This window comes from Tardiphaga sp. 813_E8_N1_3, assembly GCF_051811025.1.
Classification (GTDB): domain Bacteria; phylum Pseudomonadota; class Alphaproteobacteria; order Rhizobiales; family Xanthobacteraceae; genus Tardiphaga.
This window is the reverse complement of the sequence record NZ_JBPWQE010000001.1, coordinates 3,335,833-3,355,530: the sequence shown is the minus strand read 5'-3', so window position 1 is coordinate 3,355,530 and position 19,698 is coordinate 3,335,833. Positions and strand designations below refer to the sequence as shown.

Genomic DNA, 19,698 nt, shown 5'->3' with positions numbered 1-19,698 from the left:
TAGATTGATCCATTGAGCCACGCGTTACTCAATTTTGCGGGCGGAGTTTGAGAATTAAAGGCCCACGTCATCCGCGTAGTTGTTGAGCCCGTACTGGACAGCGATCACTTCGTGCCCATCCGCCTGCAAGGCCGGAATGACTTTGCTGAAGCACGAACCGTCGGCCCAAAGGCCGTGGCAAAAGACGATTGCCGGCTTGGAAGTTGAAGACATGGTTGTTACCCCTTTTGGTTGAGCCGCTGCGAAGGTAAGTCTTGGTTCAGCTAAAGACAAAGACCTAGTAGGCTGCGATGTATGCCTTGGAAGCATATCGAGGGGCGGATGGAACTTCGGCATTTGCGCTATTTCATTGCAGTCGCAGAGGAAGGTAGCTTTTTGACCGCTGCCCAACGGCGCCTGAACACTTCGCAGCCGTCGCTGAGCCGGCAGATTCGTGATTTGGAATCTGAAGTTGGCGTGCAGTTGCTGGAGCGCCAGGCGCGTGGCGTGGCGCTTACCGATGCCGGAAGAGTTTTTCTCGATCACGCGCGGCTGGCGCTGTCGCAAGTCGAAGCGGCGACAGATGGTGCGCGGCGGACCGCACAGCCGCAAAAGCCCGCACTTTCCATGGGGTTCATGGTCGGGTTGGAGGTGATGTGGCTCCCCCACTTATTGCGTATCCTCCGCGAGGAAGAGCCGGAGATCGAAGTCACCCTGTGTAGTCAGTCCTCGCCAGAACTCGCCCTCGCATTAACGCGCGGGAAGCTGGACATAGCCTTTCTCCGCCCTGAGAAACAGAACGCAGGCCTGACCTTCAAGCTGTTGGCGAAGGAGCCCTTGATCGCAGTGCTGCCGGCAGACCATCGCTTGGCCTCGCGCAAAAGGATTCGCCCACAGGATCTTGTCCGCGAGATCTATGTCAGCTCGGCGAGAACGTCTCCGGTATTGCACGCTGTAATTCAGGATTATGCGTCGAAGGTTGGGATCGTGCTCAAGGCAAAGTATGAAGGCGAGAACATATCGTCGGCCATGTCGCTGGTCGCATCCACAGGCGGAGTGACTCTCGTTCCGCTCTATGCGCAAAATATGCTGGCGCCAAACGTTGTTGCTAGAGCGCTCGAGGGCGTCCCACCAACCGTCGATCTCGCTCTCGGCTACAACCAGGCAAATTCCTCTCCTTTGCTCTACCGGCTTTTGTCCCGCGCGGATGAATTGGTTGCGAACGTTCAAAATCAGAGCATCATTCGCTACGTTGAAGCTGACTAGTGGGTGATGCGAGAGTCCGCTTCGGGTCATTTTTCCACGGTTTAAGCAGCAGTCATCCCCGGATGTCGCTGCGCTCATCCGGGCTACGGGTGCTGCGCTAATCCGCCCTACGGTGACGAACCGAGCTCACACGTAGTTACCGCATGATTAATTCATAATTGAGCCTGTTGGTGAACCTTCCTGCAACCTCTGCCGCTTAGGTTGAGTGCAGTTTTCAGGGGACGGCGTGGAAGAAATCCGCGGCCGTATGAGGAGATTTCCGTGTTGCGTTTGATTTCGAAATTTATCGACGATGAGTCTGGTGCAACGGCCATCGAATATGCGCTGATCGCTGCCGGTATCAGCCTAGCGATCATCGTCGCCGTGCAGGGCCTTGGTACCACGCTGAACGGGCGCTACGCCGCCGTGAATACGTCGCTGAAATAGGGCAGTGAAGACCGGCCGATGCCGGGCGCGCCGCCATTGCAACCGGCAAAAGACATGGCTGTCTTGTCGGAACGCAATGTTGTGAATGTCCTATCGATTGTGGTGCAGCACCCTATATGATCATGCGCGGGCCTCGAGCCTGCGCATTTTCATGTGGATGATCATCATGACTTTGAATTCGCGTTTGAAGCTTTCGGCGTTTGCCGGTTTGGGATTTGCGGTATTCGTCCTCGCGGGAGCGACACCGGCCTCGGCGGCTGGTGCGCAATTCTGCATCGCCCAGAGCGGCGCCAACGGCGAATCCTCCTATGTCAGCAACTGCATCTTTTCTGACTACCAGCAATGCATCAATGCTGCTGTGGGTACGCGAGGCAACTGTGTGGGCAATATCGACTATCGTGCCGGAGCTGCCACAGATACGGCGCCACAACGTCGCCGGCGCGCGCGGTAAGTGATCGCCCGTTCGTGAAGGACGCATCGATGACAACAAGGATTCTCGGGCCCGTATGGGCTGTGGCTGCGATCGCCATCGCGTCGGCGTCGTTGCCGGCTCTGGATCCTGCGCAGGCGCGGCCATCGGTCGTGGCCCGTTCCAGTATTCCGCCGTTCTGCGTGTTGACCGGCGGGCCCCGCGGGCCGGGGAGTGTGCCGCAGATCTGCCGGTTCTTCGATTATCAGCAATGCCTGCAGGCCGCGGCCGACCTGCACGGCAATTGCGTGGTCAATATCGACTATCCCGGCAACATCACCGGCGCGCCGGGAGCGGCGTGGTCGCAGCCGCCGCGATAGCCAATGCATTGATCACGCGGACAAAATTCCGATTTAAGGACTAAATTCAAAATCTAGGATTTTTAGCCTTGACAGCGTTGCGCTGTCGAAGTAGCTTTACGGCATGCTCCACAATTGGGTTCGCAGGAAACGCCGCTGTTGATTGGCGGCGAATCTGCGCCGCGCTGTTCAGCCCGATGTGGCGGTGAATACCCGGAACATCGATCCAAATCCCGCGTTGCTTTCGATACGATGCCGCAAGGAATCTCATCGGCATCCAACAGCAAGCGAAACGAGGGTGCCATGACAATCAGGAATTCGGCAACCAAGCAAAAAGGGCAGATCGTCGAATCCGCGACAGAGGCACGCCAGGCCGAACCGGGCCCGTCTATTCTCGCGCTTTTGACAATCAGCCTCGGCCTCGCTGTGCTGATCCTCGGCGTGGTCTGGTTTGTGTTCTTCAGGACGTGATCGGTTTCGGCGATCGGCCGTTCAATTTCCGTCAGTCCGGCATGATCGACCGACAACAGCAACGAGTTCCCAATATGGTCAGAAAGCCAATAGCCCGCCCGGCGAGAAAGCCGGTGCGGGCTGCTGTCGTGAGTATTGAGGAAACCCTCGCGTTCGTATTGCCCGATGCAATTGATGACGCACCTGCAGACAATACGTCCGATGATAGGGCGAAGCCCGGATCGCGCGGTCCATTGGTTAAGCGTGTCACCAAAGTCATCGAACGCGAACTGGATCTGATCGAGAACATCGTCGGGCGCATAGGTGGGGATGAAGCCCTGCGCACCGAAGCCGAACGTCGCGCCCGCACGCTGGCGGTGCTGGCGCGTACGCTGATCGAATTGAAGAAGGGGCGTGTCGACGACGAGCAAGGGTCTGCAGAAGATGACGACCGCCCGCGAGACCTCGACGAACTCCGTCAAAGACTTTCTGAACGTCTTGCAAAACGCCTCCGAGGAGGAGCGCAACTTTCTGCTGGCGGGGCTGACACCAGGCGAGATGACGTTCCTGAATGAGCGCTGGGACGTCTTCGCGCATCGGCACCAACTCCCGCCCGTGCTGGCGGCGAATGGTGAGCCGTGGCTGACCTGGCTGATGATCGGCGGTCGCGGTGCGGGCAAGACCCGTGCTGGCGCCGAGTGGGTGCGCGCGCAGGCAATGGGTCGTGCCCCACTTGCATCTGAGAAGGCCGGACGCATTGCACTGGTCGGAGAAACCGAACACGACGTGCGCGAAGTGATGATCGAAGGCGTGTCTGGCCTGATGGAGATTCACGAAAGGCACGAGCGTCCGGTCTGGATTCCGTCACGCAAACGGCTGGAATGGAGCAACGGCGCCGTCGCACAGGTATTCTCTGCGGAGGATCCCGAGAGCCTGCGCGGCCCGCAATTTTCATGCGCGTGGTCCGACGAGATGGCGAAGTGGCGCTATGCCGAAGCTGCTTTCGACATGCTGCAATTCGGCCTGCGGCTGGGCAGCCAGCCGCGGCAGATGATCACCACGACGCCGCGACCAACCGCGCTGTTGAAGCGCCTGATGGGTGATCCGACGACGGCGACGACGCGCGCCGCGACGGTGGTGAATGCGTTCAACCTTGCGCCGACGTTTCTGCAAAGCGTGATGGGCCGCTATGCTGGCACGCGGCTGGGACGGCAGGAACTGGACGGCGAGATCATCGAGGATCGGCCCGATGCATTGTGGTCGCGTGCACTGCTCGAGCAATGCCGCGTGCACGACGCGCCGCCAATGCAGCGCATCGTTGTGGCTGTCGATCCGCCAGTGTCGTCTGGCAAACGTGCGGATGCCTGCGGCATCGTCGCGGCGGGGATCGCCGAGGACGGCATTGTCTATGTGATGGCCGATGACACCGTCTCGTCAGTGACGCCGACGGCCTGGGCCAACAAGGCGATTGCGCTGTGGCGCAGGCTGGAGGCCGACGCGCTGGTGGTGGAAGTCAACCAGGGCGGCGAGATGGTGCGCAGCGTGATCAACGAGGTGGACCATACTGTGCCTGTGACGCCGGTGCGCGCCTTGCGCGGCAAGTGGCTGCGCGCCGAGCCGGTGGCGACCTTGTACGAGCAGGGCCGTGTGAAGCATGCCGGCAGTTTTGCCGCGCTGGAAGACGAGATGTGCGACTTCGCGAGTTCGGGGCTGTCGTCGGGCCATTCGCCGGATCGGCTGGATGCGATGGTCTGGGCCGTCGCGTCGCTGGCGCTGGTGCCGCGCGGCGGTGGGCCGAGGATCAGGGTGTTGTGAGCATCGTGTCAGGGCACAACCGAGTAGGATCATATCATGTTCGATCGACTGAAAGCCTATCTCGCGGCGCCGGAGACGAAGGCGTCGCGCACCGCGCGCGTGCTCGCATTCGAGAGCGGCGGGCGTGCGCGATGGACGCCGAAGGATTTTGCGGCGCTCGCCCGCGAGGGCTATCTCTCCAATGCCATCGTACACCGCGCCGTCAGGCTGATCGCAGAGAATGCGGCGGCGTGCAGCTTTCTCGTCTTCGATGGGGCGCAGGAACGCGAGGCGCATCCGCTGGCGCAGCTGTTGACGCGGCCGAACCCGCGCCAGGATGGCGGCGTGTTCTTCGAGACGCTCTATGCGCATCTGCTGCTCGCCGGCAACGCCTATATCGAAGCCGTGACGCTCGATGAGCAGGTGCGGCAGCACGAGGTCCGTGAACTCTACGCGCTGCGGCCTGATCGCATGAAAGTCGTGCCCGGCAGCGATGGCTGGGCCGAGGCCTATGACTACAGCGTCGGCGGCCGCAGTGTCCGCTTCGATCAGCAGGCGTCCAGCCTGCCGCCGATCCTGCATCTGACCTTCTTTCATCCGCTCGACGATCACTATGGCCTGGCGCCGATCGACGCCGCCGCGACCGCGCTCGATACCCACAACGCCTCGTCGAAATGGAACAAGGCGCTGCTCGACAATGCGGCGCGGCCGTCGGGGGCGCTGGTCTATGCCGGGCCGGAGGGATCGGTGCTGTCCGAGCCGCAATTCGACCGCCTCAAGCGCGAACTCGAAGGCAATTATCAGGGCGCCGCCAATGCCGGGCGGCCGCTGCTGCTGGAAGGCGGGCTCGACTGGAAGGCGATGTCGCTGACGCCGAAGGACATGGATTTCCTCGACGCCAAGCACACTGCCGCGCGCGAGATCGCGCTCGCCTTCGGCGTGCCGCCGATGCTGCTCGGGATTCCCGGCGACAATACATTCGCGAATTTCCAGGAAGCCAACCGCGTGTTCTTCCGCCAGACCGTGTTGCCGCTGGCGGCGCGCACCGGCAACGCACTGGCGCAATGGCTGGCGCCGCAATTCGGCGACGCCATCCGCATCGATATCGACACCGACCGCGTGGATGCGCTCGCCGCCGATCGCACCGCGCTGTGGGAGCGCGTCAGCAGCGCGGACTTCCTGACGCTGAACGAGAAACGCGAAGCGGTAGGCTATGCGCCGGTGGAGGGCGGGGACCGGCTGGGATGACGCTGCGGGCTAACATTCATGGCTTATGAATCCGTAGGCATGATAATTTGCTGGCTCGATAAGAAAAGTGCTCGCTTACGGAGAAGAGCGACGCGGTTTGCCAATGACGCTGTGCCCGTGATCACAATTTCTGAATGACCTTCTTGATATTGCGGGACTAGTCTGGAGAGTGGTCATCCTCTGCTTTGCATCTCGGAATACGCTTACCTCCAAGCTTCTTGAGAAATGCGGCTGAAAAATAAGGCTGCTGCGCCTCGAATTCCTGTTCGTCCATTCCGGGTTGCCCGACACAAGCCTTCATCATCTGGTCAGGCTCTATATTCTTCGCTCTCACGAAACTGGCGCGGGCAATATTGGCATGGAGAAATATTGCGCCTCGCAGCTCAGACTCCCTGAAGTCGGCGCCAGCAAGCTCGGCATCTTGAAAATCCGCTTCGGCCAAATTGGCGCCGGTGAACATGGTGATGAACTGACGTCGCTGCTGATCTGTTGCATAGTCGATAGCACCGCGCTGATCACCGTCGACACCGCGATTGAGTTCAAAGCCGATAGCCACAGTCCATTGTTCCTTGTTCATATAATCGCTTGCTTTGATACGTCTCAGTTCAGCCCCGCTAAGGTCCGCGTTGGTGAAGTCGCTTCTGAGCAGCTGGGAATCTGAGAGGCGGGCCTTTCGAAGTCCCTTGACGACGTTGACCTCGTCGCGGAGGTCAACATCGACCAGACAGGAATTTTCAAGGTTGAACCGTTTTCCCGTTGGATCGTGGTCCGGATTGCGTTCGCCGATGATGCGTAGAGCGAGTTGGATCTGAGGCTCTCTTTGATACGTTTTGGAGTCGGTAACCATCTGGCTCCGACAGGCCTTGGAGGACATCAGAATAATGTGCCCGGCCAAAGTATCAAATACTGTTCGATGATAGCTGGGGTCGCTTCGCGCGACATAAGACAACAAATACATCGCGCCCGCGCGGCTGTTGAGGTGCGATTTTTCGTCGAACAGTGAGGTGATCGACTTGGAAAACAGATCGGCCTTCTTTCCCTTGAACGTATCCTCATTCTGTCTGATCTGCTGTAGCGTGACAATAAACGCAAAAACGGCGGTGACGCCGCCTACGACCTGGAGGACACTCTGTCGTACCTTGGATCTGAGTTCGATCAGTTTTGCTTGCGCATCTAGTGAGGGAGCCCGCTTAGTAATCGGTGCTCGGACGGCACGTCTCGGAATGAAGACGATAGCGAACAGGCTCAGCAAAACATAGGCTGCAATGGCACCAAATACGGCCGTGCCACTCAACTCAAATCCAAAAAAGGGATATAGCATGGCTCAAAGCAAATTTGGTGTGAATGCAACTAAAGGTAGTTGTTTGCGCCGTCACTAGTCAAGCTGGGATTTGGCTGAGTACACGCATGCCCCTCACTTATGTCATCCCCGATCTTCATGGCCGGCGCGATTTGCTCGATGCGGCACTGCTGCGAATCGAGGCCCATGCCGGCGGCAGGGAAGCCACGCTCGTTGTGCTCGGCGACTATGTCGACAAGGGACCGGATTCGCGCCGCGTCATTGCGCGGCTGCGGGCAGGGGTGGCACCTGGCCTGCGGCTGGCGATGCTCAAGGGCAATCACGATGCGCTGATGGTGGCGGCGCTGCGCGGCGATGTGGCGATAGCAAACTGGATGACGAAAGGCGGCGATACCGCGCTCGCCTCCTATGGCGGCGACGTCGCCGATGTGCCGGTGCATGACATCGACTGGCTCGATGGCCGGCCGCTGTGGCACATGGATGCGCATCGCATTTATGTGCATGCCGGCGTCGATCCCGCGCTGCCGCTGGCGCGGCAGGACCCTGTATTGATGATGACCAAGCGCTATGCGGATGATGACGCTTCCGGCCATGATGCCGGCGAGGGCGCGCGCCATGTGGTGCATGGCCATGACCGCCACGCCGATGGGCCGCTGCTGAAACAGGGCCGCAGCAATTTCGACACCTATGCCTGGAAAACGGGTCGGCTGGTGATCGGCGTGTTCGATGACGCGCTGCCGGGCGGGCCGGTGGAGCTGATCGAGATCACCGGGCCGCCGGCGCCTTGATGTGGATATAACCTCTTGAACCAAAGACCGCGCCGCGACGCCTAACCGGGTAACGCAACTGAACCGGCACCCTTCTGATGTCTGCACTCATCGAGCTCGTCATCGATATCGCTGTCGAACTCGTTTCCGGTTGGATGACAGCGAAATGGCCGCTCCTCGGGGAAGCCGTGGGGCTGGTCTGTCTTGTGATCGGCGTGGTCGTGGGACTGTCGTCATCCGGCGGTGACCGCGTGCAGGCGCTGGGCATATGTGTCTTTGCCGGCATCGCGTTGGGCTCTCTGTTGTTCTGCCGCGCCCGTCGCAAGCGCCGCGCTGCGGCACCAGCGACGGAGTGATCGCCATGACCGTAACACCGGCGATGTCGATACCGGACTGGATCTTGCCGCTGCTGCTACTGATCGGAATTCTCGCCGTTCTGTATCGCGCCTTCCTGCACACGCCGCGCGCGCCGCCCAGCGGCAGGAACCACGAAGAAGGCGTGACCAATTACTGGGACGTCCACCGCGATCGCTAGGGATGTCGATGCGCGCCGCCGCAGGATCTGACATCGCGAATGGAAGAACAGCGCAGTCGGAGCGCGTGAGCGCCGTCACTTCCTGACATATTTGCGTGCCGTCAGCACCGGATCGATGCGGGTGGCTTCGGCGATGTCGCGGGCGCAGCCGGCGGTGTCGCCGATCGCTTCCCGGGCGATGCCGCGCTGGATCAGCGACGACGCATCCACGGGATCGAGGCGAAGGGCTTCGCTGAAATCGGCAATGGCGCGCGCAGGCTCATTCTTGTTCTGCCAGGCGCTGCCGCGGCTCCAGAACGCGACGGCCTCCGCGGGATCGTGCCGGAGCGCGGCATCGGCATCGGCAATGGCGGCATCGGCATCGCCCGCCAGCAGATAGCCGACCGATCGGCTGACATACAACATGGCCAGTTTGGCGCCGCGATAGTGATCGCGCGCGATGGCGCGATTGCAGGCGGCAATGGCGCGGTCGTCGGTGTCGCCGATGCAGATGTCATAATCGCCTGTCGGGTCGAGCGGTGTCGGCGTGGCGGCCATGACCTGCGTCGCGCCGAGGCCGGCGATCAGCGCGGCCACAGCCAGCACGCGGAAGCGGGGTAGGCGCAGCGGCGGGGTCGCAGGCATGGTGGGCGCTCGGGTAAAGGGGCGGGACGGCGTTGCTGCTTGGTCGGCGGCGTCAGCCGAAAGGTTCGACCGCGCGCGTGAACGCGGCAGCGGGTGCGCGCAAGATGGAAGTACAATCGCCATGGATGACCTGATCCGCATTTTCACCGAGCGCGGCGACCTCGCGCATCTCGCTCTGTTTCTGTGGGCGAGCGTGGCCAGCGCCGCGGCCTTGTTCGCATTGCGCGAACTCGCCGGCGCCTCGCGCCGCTTCGACGAATTCGTGCGGCAGCTCGCGCGCTTCAACCGCCGTGCGCATCGCCGCCACCGCATGCGCGACGAGAGCGATGACATCTGAAAGGGATCATCCATGGACAGTCTGCACGACGTGATGCGTTCGATCCGCCCGGAGACCAAAGCGGGCAAGGATCATCTCAGTGTCTTCCGTGAATTTCTGGCGCATCTCGATCAGTTGCAGCGCAAGGCCCAGGCTTCGAGGCCGCGGGTGAAGCCGGCGGCGCGACGGAAGCCGCCGCGGCGCGCGAAAGTGTAGTTCGCGCTCTTTCTTTTCCCTCCCCCTTGTGGGGAGGGTGGCTGGCCGAAGGCCAGTCGGGTGGGGGTGCCACAAGGGCTGTTCCCCGTGTCGACACCCCACCCTGACCCATGGCGGACGAATCGTCCGCCAGACCCACTGCGCGCAGCTTTGCTCCGCTGGAGGGAGGGGACACCTCTGTTCGCGCAAAGCCACGACATCACGATCTCAAAGCTTCCAGTTCCCCCGCATCCTGCGAGGCCGCCGATGCATGCCCCGTTGCCATCACCATGGCCATCCCCCGCGCGCCTCGCACTCACGCCCGACGGCGTGATCGAGGGCTATGCCTCGCTGTTCGGCGAGATCGACCAGGCGCGCGACATGGTGATGCCCGGCGCTTTCACGCAGACGCTGAAGCTGCGCGGTCTTAGAAAGATCCCGATGCTGTTCCAGCACGATCCCTCCGAGCCCGTCGGCGTCTGGCTCGAGATGAAGGAAGACCTGCGCGGATTATGGGCGCGGGGCCGGCTGATCCCGGATGTCACACGCGCGCGCGAATTGCTGGCGCTGCTGCAGGCCGGTGCGGTGGACGGATTGTCGATCGGCTATCGCACCCAGCGCGGCCAGATCGAGCCGAAGACGCGGGTGCGCAAACTCTATCAGGTCGATCTCTGGGAAGTGTCCATCGTCACATTCCCGCTGCTGAACGGCGCGCGGGTGAGCGCCGTGAAGGACGCGCCGCGCACGCGCCTGCGGGATCAGGCCGAGCATGACTGGACCAATGTCGCAAACCCAAATCTGACAAGTCTTGCCGGCGCCGCGGATGCACCGGCGCCGGTGGCGCGGCGCGGGAGCAAAGCAGGCGGGCTTATTCAGACCTGTTCGCTGCGCTCTCGCGCCGATCGCAAGCAGGCCCTCGGCGCGGTGAGCGCCGGTGTCGCATTTCGCCGGAAACCTGAAAACCGCGAGAGGACCTAGTGCAGCTCGTCGCGCGGGATCGGCAGGTGCAATTGCGCCGCGCGCTCCGCACGCTCTTTCTTGCGGAATTCACTTTCGCGCCGCTCGAAGGCGAGCATCTGTTCCTGCGCCTGCTGCAGGAACTGCTCGTATTTCGTCATCGGTGGTTGAGCATGTCTCATCGCGTTAGCTCCGTGTTGGTCGCCGCACCGGGCGATAACACCACACCCCGCCCGTGGGTTCACTGCTCCAGATCAAATTCAACCTCGCGACCCCACACTCGCCGACTCTGTCATGTCGATCTCAGGGGAGCGTCCATCGTCACTTTTCAGATGCTGATGCGCGCAGGCCGAGCGTGACTGGCAGCAGTTCACGAGCGTCCGAACCACTGGAATGGCGTCACTTTGTCCATCCGTAGTGAGGATTCGAAAGAAGGTTTGACAACGGCGCGATAGCACAATCTATAGTTGCTTCATTGTCTGGGGAGCAAAGATAATGAAGAGATCGATCCGTAAGTTCGAAGTGTTTGCAATGCATGCGCACTACGACTCACCTGCTAACTACGCAGATATTTTCCTAAGATTGGAGCGGCTTAGCATAGAAGAGCGGATATACCATTACTCACCCGAAGTTGTTATTGGGTTGCCCATCGTATCTCGCGAGGCGGACGGCTATTTCATTCAGGTAGTCGAGGGGGGCGATGACTCAGCGCTTGTGTTGAACGTTGAGACAGGGGAAACGCGTGAAAATATTCTGTCCCGAGCGGAGCTATTAAGTCATGCCACGCATTTTTTTGCAGTGCCCAGGAGGCGACGAGCAGCAATTGAGTTTTCGCAACGAGGTGCGAAGGCGGATATGATCGCGACCGCGATTGAGGCGATCTTGCGCGAGAATTATCCTGATATGAAAGAAATTGGGTTCACTTTTGCCCCGGTAATTCGCGAGAATTTCACCCGAGAGATCAATCAGTTTGGGCGGATCAGAGAGGCTGCGATCAGGATGATCCGGCCGAATGCAAGCTGGACAGATCACTACACCGATCTGTCGGATCTCGCCGAAGAATCTGGCGGTGACAAAGTCGCTGTTGAGATTAAGGCTCCGCGCGGAGGCACGCTCTCGAAGAGAGCTGGAATCGTCAAAGTGATCAAGGACGTTGTGGCGGATTCTCAGCCGTATTTAGATGATGCAAAAGTGACCGGCGTGCGGGAAGGTGAAACCAACGAGACAACAGTACATTCCAAGAAACACGTGCAGCATACGAAAGTCGCTGTTAATGCCGATGATGCAGGCGTAGCCGTTGTAACCGATATCCGGTCAAAACTTCGTAGATATTTGTCCAGCGTCGTAGGGCTCTGATGATAGAAACTACATGGATATTTCTCAAAAGAAACGCTTGGCCGCAGTCCGGAAGAATCCTTGCGACGACCCACCCGTACCTTAGTGGCTTATTGGCAGGATGGGTTGTCGGTTGGTCAGATCTCAAGCTGAAACCCTTTGTTTTGGCGAATTTTTTTGTCCCGTATGACACGGTTGTGTTCGGGTTCACCGCTACTGCGGTCGCGCTATCAATAGCGATTCCAAATGATCGGTTCATAAAATTTCTAAGTCAAATAAGGGATGGCACTACACCATTTCGAAATTTTCTTTTCATACTAGCGTGGAATGGAATTGCACACATCGCTGCTTTCTTCATGCTTATCCCCTTTATCTTTCTAGGCGACGAGACAGTATTGAAAGCTGGTCTTGAACCAGTTGGTTTGAGGATTTTCCTGTTCTTCGCGCTATGGGTCCAGTTCTATGCATGTTTGCAGTTCATGGTGACTACAATTGGCGTCTACGAGCTGGCGGACCTTTACGGCAACTACTGCGCTAGCCTCAGGAAGGCTGAAGATCGAGATCGAGCGTAATTCTATCGCTCCGGCCTCGGCTTGTTGAACCGATACATCGTCGGCAGTTTCAGTTGCGGCAGGTCTGCCGGTTTGTCTGGATAGTGAAATTCCCTGCCGCGCAGCCAACGTCCCTGAAAGTGAATCCAGAATAAAATGGCGTCCATCTGCCAGGTGAATTCGAAGACACACCAGCGGCCGTTGCCGCCGATCCTTTCTCCGGTTGGATTGAAGGGAATGCCATTCAGCTTGCAGATCTCGTCGATGTCGAACCAGTTCTCGCGCACATAAATGTCTTCGAGTGCGACGTGGTAAGGCCGGTGCGGCTTCCATCGATGCTGGCCCGCGCCGCGCGGATAGAAGCCATGCCGCTTCATCAGAAATTCCGGCAGCCGCGCGATGCCTTTGGCGATGCGCCGGGCCTCGTCGGATGTCAGCTTGTCGTGGCCGAAACTGTACTTTTGCAGATCGTCGCGACTGTAGACCCAGGCAACCGTGATGCCATTGGCATCGACCACGCGAAAGCTATCGGCGTTGTCGCTCTCGACCCGCCAAGGCGGCGGGAAACGTCTGTTCTGGCCTTCTGACGGCATAAGAACAAAATAAGAACATTGTGGCCGAGCGGTCAACCCGGCGCAGCGGCAATCACCACCAGAAACTCAGATTTTCCAACGCGTTACGGCATCGCCGTACCGCTCCTTCACCCATGTCTTGCCAGGAGAAGCAAATGACCTTCGACCACAACCAGAGCGCGCCCGAAATCAAGGCCGGCATTCCCTCCGGCGATGCGCAGGACGTCTATGACGCGATGATGCGCACCTTCGAGGACTTCAAGTCCGAGAACGACGCGCGTCTCGCCAGTATCGAGAAACGATCCGGCGATGTTCTCGTCGAGGAGAAGGTGGCACGCATCGATGCCGCGCTTGACGCGCATCAGCGCCGGCTCGACCAGCTTTCCCTGAAGGGCGCGCGGCCCGCACTTGCTGCGGACAGCGCCGCGCGCCCCCAACCATCCGAACACAAATCGGCCTTCAATGCCTATGTGCGATCCGGCGAGAGCGAGGGCCTGCGCGCCATCGAGACCAAGGCGATGTCGGTCGGCTCCAATGCCGATGGTGGCTATCTGGTGCCAGAGGAAACCGAAACGGAGATCGGAGCGCGATTGAAAGATCTCTCGCCCATGCGCTCCATATCGTCCTTGCGCTCGATTTCCGGCGGCATCTACCGCAAGCCTTTCATGACGGCAGGACCTGCCACCGGGTGGGTCGGCGAGACGACGGCACGGCCACAGACGACGTCGCCCGTGCTCGACGAACTGGCATTTCCGGCGATGGAGCTTTACGCGATGCCAGCAGCTACTGCGACGTTACTCGACGATTCCGCGGTCAATATCGACGAATGGTTGGCCGGCGAGGTCGAACTCGTATTTGCGATGCAGGAGGGCGCTGCGTTCGTGAACGGCGATGGCAATAACAAGCCGAAGGGTTTCCTGGCCTACACCACGGTTGCCAACAGCTCATGGACGTGGGGCAATGTGGGCTATGTGCCAAGCGGGGCGGCTGGCGCGTTCCCCAATGAAAATCCTTCGGATGTATTGGTGGATCTCATCTACGCGCTTCGCTCGGGCTATCGCCAGAATGCAACCTTCGTGATGAACCGGAAGACGCAAAGTTCGGTACGCAAATTCAAGGATACCACTGGTGTGTATCTGTGGCAGCCGCCTGCTGTAGCCGGAGGAAAATCAAGCCTGATCGGTTTTCCGCTGCTGGAGGCCGAGGACATGCCGGATGTTGCCGCTGGCTCGCTGTCCATCGCCTTCGGCGATTTCCGCAGGGGCTACCTGATCGTGGACCGCCAGGGCGTACGGGTGCTGCGCGACCCCTACAGCGCCAAGCCCTATGTGCTGTTCTACACCACCAAGCGGGTGGGCGGCGGGGTGCAGGACTTTGATGCGATCAAGGTGCTGAAGTTTGCGGTGAGCTGAGAGATCGGCGATTGGCGCGGGCGACGTAACGTCGTCCGCCATTGCCTGGTTCAGCAATAGCGGTAGTTGCAGCCAAATTGCTGGCGGCCAACAAGCAGCTCCGGCGGCACACCATAGTGGCTGTAGTAATAGGAAACCTGCGGCGGGCCGAAATAACGGTGAACCTGAAGCGGACCGGCGCCCTGGGGCGCATAGGTGATGATCTTGTCGAATGGCGGAGATTCAACGGCAAGGTAACGCCCGCGGCCAGCGAGCGGTGCCGGCTCCACCACCTGACCTTGGCCATAGCGCGGAGTGCCCGAGAGATCGGCGGCTGCCGCCGGCAGCGTCACAGCAGCAGCGATGCAGGCGAAGGCGAACTGGCGCAGCACGACGGGCATTCCTTCTGATCGGCGCGTCACTGCGCGAGAGCGATGGCGACGGTTGTGCGATGGATGTTTGCCAGAAAGAGCTTGTGTGAGGCTGATCTGACGTGTGCGGCGTGTATCACAGACATGCCGGATGTCGCGGCGGGGTCGCTGTCGATCGCCTTCGGCGATTTCAAGCGCGGCTATCTGATCGTCGACCGCGTCGACGTTCGCGTATTGCGCGATCCCTACAGCGCCAAGCCCTATGTGCTGTTCTACACGACCAAGCGCGTCGGCGGCGGCGTGCAGGACTTTGACGCGATCAAACTGCTGAAAATAGCGGCGAGCTGAGGGAGCCAAGATCGCGATCCGCGCTGTTTGCAGTTGGAGCTCTGACCTCATCGCGGGCTCGACTTGCGTATCCCTCTTGCTCCGCCGCACGAGAATGAATGGCCGGGTCAAGCCCGGCCATGACGGCGTTTGATTTAATCCTCCCCATTATCACTTGCACAGGTGCCGCATGACCGCTTGGCTGAAGCACCAGCAACGCCGGTTCATGCGCCCGGATGCAGGGCGATATTTGCGGTCGGATGTTGGGCGCTATCTCGCGCCAGAGCGCAAATGGGAGGGGCAGCCACGCATCGAGGCGGGGGAGGACGGAGGCGGGCAGTTCACTTACGGATTGCAGTACGGAGGGACCTCGTACGACGGAGACCGGCCGCGCGTGACGCTTATCTCAAAGCCTGATGGAGAGCGAAGCGAGCAGGACTATAGGTTTGATGGGGGTTGGCTTGGCTCGCTCGTGCCGCCAGGCATCGGCCACAACAGCGAAGGTGAACTCGAAGGAGCACCCGAGATTCCACAAAGTATGCCGGAGACACGTGAGGAACGCATGTCGTTCGTCCGCTCTGCAGCCAGTTGGCTATTCGGCCGATCGGCAATCGCGATAGGGGCGTTCTTTGGCTTATTGGATCAAGTCGAGGAGATCGGACGGCTCTCGCACATGATCCGGACGGCCAATGATCCGCCGTCGTCGCTCGATGATCTTCAGCGGCGGGCACAGGGACCTAGCGAACCCGGCTATGAAAATCACCACATCGTCAATCAACACAGCGGCAATCGTGCCAAATTCGGCGATAGTCGGATCGAGGCGCCGGAAAATGTCGTGCGGATTCCGCAATTAAAGCACATCGAGTTAAGTCGGTGGTACGCGACAAAAAATTCCCGCTTCGGAGGACGCTCACCCCAAGAGGTCTTGCGCGAGATGAGTTGGGAAGAGCAAACTCGGATCGGCTTGGAGCAACTAAGACACTTCAAGGTGCTCGAATGAAACAGACAAAGGACGAGAGATGACTACGGCCGAACTGGTCGAGAAATTTTCGGAGCTGGCGCTGGCACAGCATGAAGCCGTGGAGACATTCCAGACGGCTCGCTACAATCGACTTTATGACCGTATCAAGTTGGTCCAAGCGCAGCTTCGGACCCGTGAAGGCGATCAGCGTCGTGCATTGATACCGCTGCTTGAGGCGCCCAATATTCAGGTCCGCTTCATGACTGCCTACGCGCTGCTGACGGTGGCGCCGGAGCGGGTGCGGAAGGCCCTAGAGATCATTCGGGAATCCGGCCGATTGCCCCAATCTGCTGATGCAAGTTACACGCTCGAGCATTTCGATGAAAGCATCGAGCAGGCGCTACATTATGAAGCCGGGGATCTCTGAGGTGGTCCTTCGGTTCAGAGGAATAAACGCTCTGCTGTTCGATCTATACGGGGCCGCAGGAAATCAGCCGACGGATCTGCTGATTTTGCGCGGGCGTTTGAAATTGGTTCCAAACGGAACCATTCCCCCGCTGCCGTCGTTACCTCCATTCACGCAAGCTTTGGGAGAACGACAATGAGACTGACCGAACGCGTCGCGTGTGCGGCCGTGATTGCCGTGATGGGATTCTTTGCGGGATCGGCAGCTCAAGCTGCTGACCAGACCTTCACGGGGGTCGTCACCATCCTCGATCGCACCACCAGCGAAGTGGTGATCAAGCAGGCGCCGGCTGGCGAGACTGTCGGCGCGAATACGCCGGGCGCGGTGGAGAAATTCAGGCTGCGCACGGTTCCAGAGTCGCTGCATGCCGGCGAGCGCGTCACGGTGACCTATACCGAGAGCAACGGCGTCAAGACGATCAGCAATGTGACCGAGAAGAAAGACTAGGCGATACGGGCGCATGGGTACTGCTGCGCTGCATGGGGTGACATGCGCCCGGAATTCCTGGTGCGGACAGGTTCAATCCTTCAGCACGAACTTCTTGCGGAGTTCCACGGCCACTTCGTCGGCGAGCTGCTGCGCATAGGTGGCGTGTTTCGGCGCGGTGATCACCATCGGCCGCCAGCCGAGCAGGGCATCCCTGCGTACCGATACATAGACGCCGCCGACAACGATGCGCTGGGCGATCATTTCCTCAAGTTCGGCTTCGGTCTTTTCTTCTTTTCCCATAACCGGCTTCCCGTGATGCTCTGAAGCACCCCTCTAGCTAGGGAGGCGTTTCGGAAATGCAGTTCACAAGAATGAGAGACGCCAATATCACAATGTCGCAGGCAATGCTGTCGCAGTCTGAAGCCTCCGCGGCCGGCGCGCCCGTTCCGCGCGCGCTCAGCAATAGCCGTAATAGCCGCAGCCATAGGGCGCGCGGCTGAAGATCGTCTCGGACGGGGTGCCGTAATAGTTGCGGTAATAATAGGAATTCGGCTTGCCGTAATAGCCATGCACGATGGAGGAGATATCCACCTCCGGCGCATATTGCACGATCGGCTCTTCGATCGGCCGCTCGTCCTTGATCACGACGGCGCGGCGGCTCTTCACCACCGGCTCGTCGAACAGGCGGCCGATGCGGCCCTGGCCGGCCATGTCGGCGGCCTGCGCGCCGGACATCAGCGCGAGCGCGGCAACGGCAAGAACGAACGGGCGCAGCATGCGGGATGTCTCCATGATTCGCGGATCATAGCGGAGAACCTTTCACGGATCTTAACGACGGTTCGCTTGCGCGGCGCTGGTGCGTCGGACGCGGCTCAGAGCGGCGTGCCCCAGGCGCGCGCCGTCTGCAGGATCCAGTCGCGATACAGCGTCAGCGGCGTCACGCCGGTGAGGCCGCCGCAGCCGGCACTGCTCTTCGCGCCGGTGGACCACGACACCACGCCGATCACGATGTTGCGGCCATTCTGCTGCTGCAGCACGGGCCCGCCTGAATCGCCGGTGCAGGCGCCGAGGCCGTCGCGTGTATTGTCGGTCGCGGGATCGACCAGTCTTATCTGCAATTTGCCGGGATGGCTGGTGGAGGTGAGCTGCGCCGCGCGCACGGTGCCGCCGCTCTTGCCGTCGCCGCGCGCGGCGACGCCGATGCCGGCGACGAGATAATTCTGCCCGGCGGCGAAGGGCTCGGTGGGCACGCCGAGCGGCAGCGCGGTCTTGCCGGGCAAGGGATCTGCGAGCTGCAGCAGCGCCACATCGGCGCTGGCGCGATGCGCCTTGATGCCTTCCGCATTGAATTGCGGGTGATCGGCGACGCGCTTCACCGCCAGCAATTGCGGCTGCCGCTGGGCGTCATAGAGCACGATCTTGTAACTGGCGCCGGGCGTCACGCAATGCGCCGCCGACAGCACCAAAGTCGGCGCGATCAGCGCGCCGGAACAGAAATTGCCGCGCGAGCCGACAATGGTGATCACCGCGCGGCCGATCTCGTCATCGCGCACGCTGGCGCCGCCGACGAGGGCAGAGGCGGGGACGGTCATTGACGCGATGAGACTGCTGGCAATGGCAATGCGGGCAATGGCGAGAGAGTGCCTGATAGCGCGAGCGCGCGGCGGCGTGCGGGAACCTGTCTGAATCATGGCGGGGATGTCAGCCCCGCGGACCCACGATGTCAATTCCCTGATTGGTCACACGAGCCTCCCGGAGATCCCCATGTCCGCCATTCTGCTGGTGCCGCCGGCCGGCGAGCCGCTGTCGCTTGCCGAGGCCAGACAATTTCTGCGCGTCGAGCACGCCGACGATGACACCGTCATCACCGCGCTGATCGCCGCGGCGCGTGCGCATGTGGAAGCGCTGACACGCCGGGCGCTGCTGACGCAGACCTGGCGCATCGTGCTGGATGCGTGGCCGGCGCATGGACGCATCAGCCCGCGCATCGGGCCGCTCAAGATGCTGCTCGCGGCGCGGGTGTTCGATGCGGCCGGCGCGGCGCATGCGCTGGAGGTCGAGAGCTTCGTTGTCGATGCGGCAGCGAATGTCATCGCCGCGCCGTGCTGGGCGCTGCCCGCACCGGGGCGCAATGTTGCCGGCATCGAGCTCGACGCGATCTGCGGCTTCGGCGCGCTTGCGAGCGATGTGCCGGCGGATCTCATTCATGCGCTGAAGATCCTGCTGGCGCACTGGTATGACAATCGTGGCCTCGCGGCGATCGGCACCGCCGCCGTGATGCAGCCCGCTGGTCTGCACGCGCTGATCGCGCCGTATTGGGGGCTATCGCTATGATCGATCCCGGACGGTTGAAGACGCGCCTGGTGATCGAGGCGCCCGATGAGGCCGATGACGGGCAGGGCGGCGTTACGCGCAGCTACAGCGCCGTCGCCACCGTCTGGGCCGCCGTGCTGCCGGCGCGCATGTCACGCGAAGTCGAGGCCGATGCCGATGGCGCGCTGGTGCATCTGCGCATCATCCTGCGCGGCGGCTTCGCGCTGACCCTGCGGCATCGCTTCATCGACGGCACGAAAATCTATCGCATCACCGCGTTGCGCGAGATCGATGATCGCCGCTTCGTCGAGATCGACGCCGAGTGGCGCATCGACTGACGTTTTTCTTGACGCGTTT

29 protein-coding genes and 2 pseudogenes are annotated in these 19,698 nt (G+C 60.7%); 22 read left to right on the top strand and 9 right to left on the bottom strand.

Going from position 1 to position 19,698, the window contains the following annotated elements; all coding sequences use genetic code 11:
• Window positions 1–63: 63 nt before the first annotated feature.
• A pseudogene (locus AB8A33_RS16105) lies at window positions 64–213 on the bottom strand (alpha/beta fold hydrolase); the annotation flags it as partial.
• 108 nt (window positions 214–321) lie between these two features.
• On the opposite strand from AB8A33_RS16105, the gene AB8A33_RS16100 reads away from it, so the two are divergent.
• From AB8A33_RS16100 to AB8A33_RS16065, 8 genes are all read left to right on the top strand, one after another.
• On the top strand, window positions 322–1,245 hold the full coding sequence (locus AB8A33_RS16100) for a LysR family transcriptional regulator (protein ID WP_439093665.1): 924 nt from the start codon (window positions 322–324) through the stop codon (window positions 1,243–1,245).
• Window positions 1,246–1,506: 261 nt separating this feature from the next.
• Complete coding sequence (locus tag AB8A33_RS16095) at window positions 1,507–1,671, top strand: Flp family type IVb pilin (RefSeq protein ID WP_093759013.1); 165 nt, start codon at window positions 1,507–1,509, stop codon at window positions 1,669–1,671.
• A gap of 85 nt (window positions 1,672–1,756) precedes the next feature.
• The gene (locus tag AB8A33_RS16090; RefSeq protein ID WP_439093664.1) at window positions 1,757–2,122 is read left to right on the top strand and encodes a DUF3551 domain-containing protein; all 366 of its coding nucleotides are present in this window, start codon (window positions 1,757–1,759) and stop codon (window positions 2,120–2,122) included.
• A gap of 29 nt (window positions 2,123–2,151) precedes the next feature.
• Window positions 2,152–2,460, top strand: a complete 309-nt coding sequence (locus AB8A33_RS16085) for a DUF3551 domain-containing protein (RefSeq protein WP_439093663.1) — start codon at window positions 2,152–2,154, stop codon at window positions 2,458–2,460.
• A 282-nt stretch (window positions 2,461–2,742) separates the two neighbouring features.
• The gene (locus tag AB8A33_RS16080) at window positions 2,743–2,910 is read left to right on the top strand and encodes a hypothetical protein (protein WP_439093662.1); all 168 of its coding nucleotides are present in this window, start codon (window positions 2,743–2,745) and stop codon (window positions 2,908–2,910) included.
• Window positions 2,907–3,464, top strand: a complete 558-nt coding sequence (locus AB8A33_RS16075) for a hypothetical protein (RefSeq protein ID WP_439093661.1) — start codon at window positions 2,907–2,909, stop codon at window positions 3,462–3,464. Before AB8A33_RS16080 ends, AB8A33_RS16075 begins: the two co-directional genes overlap by 4 nt.
• Complete coding sequence (locus tag AB8A33_RS16070) at window positions 3,448–4,704, top strand: DNA-packaging protein (RefSeq protein WP_439093660.1); 1,257 nt, start codon at window positions 3,448–3,450, stop codon at window positions 4,702–4,704. The genes AB8A33_RS16075 and AB8A33_RS16070 overlap by 17 nt, the downstream gene beginning before the upstream one ends.
• A 36-nt stretch (window positions 4,705–4,740) precedes the next feature.
• The gene (locus AB8A33_RS16065) at window positions 4,741–5,931 is read left to right on the top strand and encodes a phage portal protein (RefSeq protein WP_439093659.1); all 1,191 of its coding nucleotides are present in this window, start codon (window positions 4,741–4,743) and stop codon (window positions 5,929–5,931) included.
• 157 nt (window positions 5,932–6,088) lie between these two features.
• Here AB8A33_RS16065 and AB8A33_RS16060 read toward each other — a convergent pair whose 3' ends face one another.
• Window positions 6,089–7,225, bottom strand: a complete 1,137-nt coding sequence (locus AB8A33_RS16060; protein ID WP_439093658.1) for a pentapeptide repeat-containing protein — start codon at window positions 7,223–7,225, stop codon at window positions 6,089–6,091.
• 113 nt (window positions 7,226–7,338) lie between these two features.
• Between AB8A33_RS16060 and AB8A33_RS16055 the strand changes: the two genes are divergently transcribed.
• From AB8A33_RS16055 to AB8A33_RS16045, 3 genes are all read left to right on the top strand, one after another.
• Window positions 7,339–8,019 (top strand): metallophosphoesterase, encoded by a 681-nt coding sequence (locus AB8A33_RS16055; protein WP_439093657.1) that lies wholly within the window; start codon window positions 7,339–7,341, stop codon window positions 8,017–8,019.
• 77 nt (window positions 8,020–8,096) lie between these two features.
• A complete protein-coding gene (locus AB8A33_RS16050) occupies window positions 8,097–8,354 on the top strand; it encodes a hypothetical protein (protein ID WP_439093655.1) in 258 nt (85 codons plus the stop codon).
• 5 nt (window positions 8,355–8,359) lie between these two features.
• The gene (locus AB8A33_RS16045) at window positions 8,360–8,533 is read left to right on the top strand and encodes a hypothetical protein (RefSeq protein WP_439093654.1); all 174 of its coding nucleotides are present in this window, start codon (window positions 8,360–8,362) and stop codon (window positions 8,531–8,533) included.
• A gap of 75 nt (window positions 8,534–8,608) precedes the next feature.
• On the opposite strand, the gene AB8A33_RS16040 is transcribed toward AB8A33_RS16045, so the two are convergent.
• Window positions 8,609–9,157, bottom strand: a complete 549-nt coding sequence (locus tag AB8A33_RS16040; RefSeq protein ID WP_439093653.1) for a hypothetical protein — start codon at window positions 9,155–9,157, stop codon at window positions 8,609–8,611.
• A 121-nt stretch (window positions 9,158–9,278) separates the two neighbouring features.
• On the opposite strand from AB8A33_RS16040, the gene AB8A33_RS16035 reads away from it, so the two are divergent.
• The 3 genes from AB8A33_RS16035 to AB8A33_RS16025 all read left to right on the top strand — a co-directional run bounded on the left by AB8A33_RS16035 (window position 9,279) and on the right by AB8A33_RS16025 (window position 10,646).
• Window positions 9,279–9,494 (top strand): hypothetical protein, encoded by a 216-nt coding sequence (locus tag AB8A33_RS16035; RefSeq protein ID WP_439093652.1) that lies wholly within the window; start codon window positions 9,279–9,281, stop codon window positions 9,492–9,494.
• A 12-nt stretch (window positions 9,495–9,506) separates the two neighbouring features.
• The gene (locus AB8A33_RS16030; protein WP_439093651.1) at window positions 9,507–9,689 is read left to right on the top strand and encodes a hypothetical protein; all 183 of its coding nucleotides are present in this window, start codon (window positions 9,507–9,509) and stop codon (window positions 9,687–9,689) included.
• A gap of 246 nt (window positions 9,690–9,935) precedes the next feature.
• Complete coding sequence (locus AB8A33_RS16025; RefSeq protein WP_439093649.1) at window positions 9,936–10,646, top strand: HK97 family phage prohead protease; 711 nt, start codon at window positions 9,936–9,938, stop codon at window positions 10,644–10,646.
• Here AB8A33_RS16025 and AB8A33_RS16020 read toward each other — a convergent pair.
• Window positions 10,643–10,807 carry a hypothetical protein gene (locus tag AB8A33_RS16020; RefSeq protein WP_439093648.1) on the bottom strand — a complete coding sequence of 55 codons (165 nt, stop codon included), beginning with the start codon at window positions 10,805–10,807 and terminating at the stop codon, window positions 10,643–10,645. The genes AB8A33_RS16025 and AB8A33_RS16020 overlap by 4 nt on opposite strands.
• Window positions 10,808–11,120: 313 nt before the next feature.
• Between AB8A33_RS16020 and AB8A33_RS16015 the strand changes: the two genes are divergently transcribed.
• Window positions 11,121–11,981 (top strand): hypothetical protein, encoded by an 861-nt coding sequence (locus AB8A33_RS16015; RefSeq protein WP_439093646.1) that lies wholly within the window; start codon window positions 11,121–11,123, stop codon window positions 11,979–11,981.
• A 553-nt stretch (window positions 11,982–12,534) separates the two neighbouring features.
• Here AB8A33_RS16015 and AB8A33_RS16010 read toward each other — a convergent pair.
• Window positions 12,535–13,029 (bottom strand): hypothetical protein, encoded by a 495-nt coding sequence (locus AB8A33_RS16010; protein ID WP_439093644.1) that lies wholly within the window; start codon window positions 13,027–13,029, stop codon window positions 12,535–12,537.
• 209 nt (window positions 13,030–13,238) lie between these two features.
• On the opposite strand from AB8A33_RS16010, the gene AB8A33_RS16005 reads away from it, so the two are divergent.
• On the top strand, window positions 13,239–14,495 hold the full coding sequence (locus AB8A33_RS16005; RefSeq protein ID WP_439093642.1) for a phage major capsid protein: 1,257 nt from the start codon (window positions 13,239–13,241) through the stop codon (window positions 14,493–14,495).
• Window positions 14,496–14,545: 50 nt separating this feature from the next.
• On the opposite strand, the gene AB8A33_RS16000 is transcribed toward AB8A33_RS16005, so the two are convergent.
• Entirely contained in the window at window positions 14,546–14,875 is a 330-nt protein-coding gene (locus tag AB8A33_RS16000; protein WP_439093641.1) for a hypothetical protein, read from the bottom strand.
• 111 nt (window positions 14,876–14,986) lie between these two features.
• Between AB8A33_RS16000 and AB8A33_RS15995 the strand changes: the two are divergent.
• The 4 genes and pseudogenes from AB8A33_RS15995 to AB8A33_RS15980 all read left to right on the top strand — a co-directional run.
• A pseudogene (locus AB8A33_RS15995) lies at window positions 14,987–15,193 on the top strand (phage major capsid protein); the annotation flags it as partial.
• Between the two features lie 169 nt (window positions 15,194–15,362).
• Entirely contained in the window at window positions 15,363–16,172 is an 810-nt protein-coding gene (locus tag AB8A33_RS15990) for a hypothetical protein (RefSeq protein WP_439093639.1), read from the top strand.
• Window positions 16,173–16,191: 19 nt separating this feature from the next.
• Window positions 16,192–16,560, top strand: a complete 369-nt coding sequence (locus AB8A33_RS15985; protein ID WP_439093637.1) for a DUF2019 domain-containing protein — start codon at window positions 16,192–16,194, stop codon at window positions 16,558–16,560.
• 174 nt (window positions 16,561–16,734) lie between these two features.
• The gene (locus AB8A33_RS15980) at window positions 16,735–17,046 is read left to right on the top strand and encodes a hypothetical protein (protein ID WP_439093636.1); all 312 of its coding nucleotides are present in this window, start codon (window positions 16,735–16,737) and stop codon (window positions 17,044–17,046) included.
• Between the two features lie 72 nt (window positions 17,047–17,118).
• On the opposite strand, the gene AB8A33_RS15975 is transcribed toward AB8A33_RS15980, so the two are convergent.
• The 3 genes from AB8A33_RS15975 to AB8A33_RS15965 form a co-directional block, all read right to left on the bottom strand.
• Window positions 17,119–17,328, bottom strand: coding sequence for a hypothetical protein (locus AB8A33_RS15975; RefSeq protein ID WP_089267048.1), 210 nt, complete (start codon window positions 17,326–17,328; stop codon window positions 17,119–17,121).
• A gap of 156 nt (window positions 17,329–17,484) precedes the next feature.
• Window positions 17,485–17,805 (bottom strand): hypothetical protein, encoded by a 321-nt coding sequence (locus AB8A33_RS15970; RefSeq protein ID WP_439093635.1) that lies wholly within the window; start codon window positions 17,803–17,805, stop codon window positions 17,485–17,487.
• A gap of 95 nt (window positions 17,806–17,900) precedes the next feature.
• Complete coding sequence (locus AB8A33_RS15965) at window positions 17,901–18,620, bottom strand: S1 family peptidase (RefSeq protein WP_439095946.1); 720 nt, start codon at window positions 18,618–18,620, stop codon at window positions 17,901–17,903.
• Window positions 18,621–18,792: 172 nt separating this feature from the next.
• Between AB8A33_RS15965 and AB8A33_RS15960 the strand changes: the two genes are divergently transcribed.
• Both AB8A33_RS15960 and AB8A33_RS15955 read left to right on the top strand, forming a co-directional pair.
• Window positions 18,793–19,362 carry a head-tail connector protein gene (locus AB8A33_RS15960; RefSeq protein ID WP_439093633.1) on the top strand — a complete coding sequence of 190 codons (570 nt, stop codon included), beginning with the start codon at window positions 18,793–18,795 and terminating at the stop codon, window positions 19,360–19,362.
• Window positions 19,359–19,679, top strand: a complete 321-nt coding sequence (locus AB8A33_RS15955) for a head-tail adaptor protein (RefSeq protein ID WP_439093631.1) — start codon at window positions 19,359–19,361, stop codon at window positions 19,677–19,679. The genes AB8A33_RS15960 and AB8A33_RS15955 overlap by 4 nt, the downstream gene beginning before the upstream one ends.
• Window positions 19,680–19,698 lie beyond the last annotated feature (19 nt).

Excerpts from the sequence above, each read along its gene's own strand:
- AB8A33_RS16000 (WP_439093641.1), bottom strand. The coding sequence starts at position 14,875 with ATGCCCGTCGTGCTGCGCCAGTTCGCCTTCGCCTGCATCGCTGCTGCT.
- AB8A33_RS15965 (WP_439095946.1), bottom strand. The coding sequence starts at position 18,620 with ATGACCGTCCCCGCCTCTGCCCTCGTCGGCGGCGCCAGCGTGCGCGAT.
- AB8A33_RS16035 (WP_439093652.1), top strand. The coding sequence starts at position 9,279 with ATGGATGACCTGATCCGCATTTTCACCGAGCGCGGCGACCTCGCGCAT.
- AB8A33_RS15980 (WP_439093636.1), top strand. The coding sequence starts at position 16,735 with ATGAGACTGACCGAACGCGTCGCGTGTGCGGCCGTGATTGCCGTGATG.
- AB8A33_RS15970 (WP_439093635.1), bottom strand. The coding sequence starts at position 17,805 with ATGCTGCGCCCGTTCGTTCTTGCCGTTGCCGCGCTCGCGCTGATGTCC.
- AB8A33_RS15955 (WP_439093631.1), top strand. The coding sequence starts at position 19,359 with ATGATCGATCCCGGACGGTTGAAGACGCGCCTGGTGATCGAGGCGCCC.
- AB8A33_RS16040 (WP_439093653.1), bottom strand. The coding sequence starts at position 9,157 with ATGCCTGCGACCCCGCCGCTGCGCCTACCCCGCTTCCGCGTGCTGGCT.
- AB8A33_RS16055 (WP_439093657.1), top strand. The coding sequence starts at position 7,339 with ATGCCCCTCACTTATGTCATCCCCGATCTTCATGGCCGGCGCGATTTG.
- AB8A33_RS16020 (WP_439093648.1), bottom strand. The coding sequence starts at position 10,807 with ATGAGACATGCTCAACCACCGATGACGAAATACGAGCAGTTCCTGCAG.
- AB8A33_RS16030 (WP_439093651.1), top strand. The coding sequence starts at position 9,507 with ATGGACAGTCTGCACGACGTGATGCGTTCGATCCGCCCGGAGACCAAA.
- AB8A33_RS16085 (WP_439093663.1), top strand. The coding sequence starts at position 2,152 with ATGACAACAAGGATTCTCGGGCCCGTATGGGCTGTGGCTGCGATCGCC.
- AB8A33_RS15975 (WP_089267048.1), bottom strand. The coding sequence starts at position 17,328 with ATGGGAAAAGAAGAAAAGACCGAAGCCGAACTTGAGGAAATGATCGCC.
- AB8A33_RS15985 (WP_439093637.1), top strand. The coding sequence starts at position 16,192 with ATGACTACGGCCGAACTGGTCGAGAAATTTTCGGAGCTGGCGCTGGCA.
- AB8A33_RS16100 (WP_439093665.1), top strand. The coding sequence starts at position 322 with ATGGAACTTCGGCATTTGCGCTATTTCATTGCAGTCGCAGAGGAAGGT.
- AB8A33_RS16005 (WP_439093642.1), top strand. The coding sequence starts at position 13,239 with ATGACCTTCGACCACAACCAGAGCGCGCCCGAAATCAAGGCCGGCATT.
- AB8A33_RS16080 (WP_439093662.1), top strand. The coding sequence starts at position 2,743 with ATGACAATCAGGAATTCGGCAACCAAGCAAAAAGGGCAGATCGTCGAA.
- AB8A33_RS16025 (WP_439093649.1), top strand. The coding sequence starts at position 9,936 with ATGCATGCCCCGTTGCCATCACCATGGCCATCCCCCGCGCGCCTCGCA.
- AB8A33_RS15960 (WP_439093633.1), top strand. The coding sequence starts at position 18,793 with ATGTCCGCCATTCTGCTGGTGCCGCCGGCCGGCGAGCCGCTGTCGCTT.
- AB8A33_RS15990 (WP_439093639.1), top strand. The coding sequence starts at position 15,363 with ATGACCGCTTGGCTGAAGCACCAGCAACGCCGGTTCATGCGCCCGGAT.
- AB8A33_RS16050 (WP_439093655.1), top strand. The coding sequence starts at position 8,097 with ATGTCTGCACTCATCGAGCTCGTCATCGATATCGCTGTCGAACTCGTT.
- AB8A33_RS16045 (WP_439093654.1), top strand. The coding sequence starts at position 8,360 with ATGACCGTAACACCGGCGATGTCGATACCGGACTGGATCTTGCCGCTG.
- AB8A33_RS16015 (WP_439093646.1), top strand. The coding sequence starts at position 11,121 with ATGAAGAGATCGATCCGTAAGTTCGAAGTGTTTGCAATGCATGCGCAC.
- AB8A33_RS16090 (WP_439093664.1), top strand. The coding sequence starts at position 1,757 with ATGTCCTATCGATTGTGGTGCAGCACCCTATATGATCATGCGCGGGCC.
- AB8A33_RS16070 (WP_439093660.1), top strand. The coding sequence starts at position 3,448 with ATGACGTTCCTGAATGAGCGCTGGGACGTCTTCGCGCATCGGCACCAA.
- AB8A33_RS16065 (WP_439093659.1), top strand. The coding sequence starts at position 4,741 with ATGTTCGATCGACTGAAAGCCTATCTCGCGGCGCCGGAGACGAAGGCG.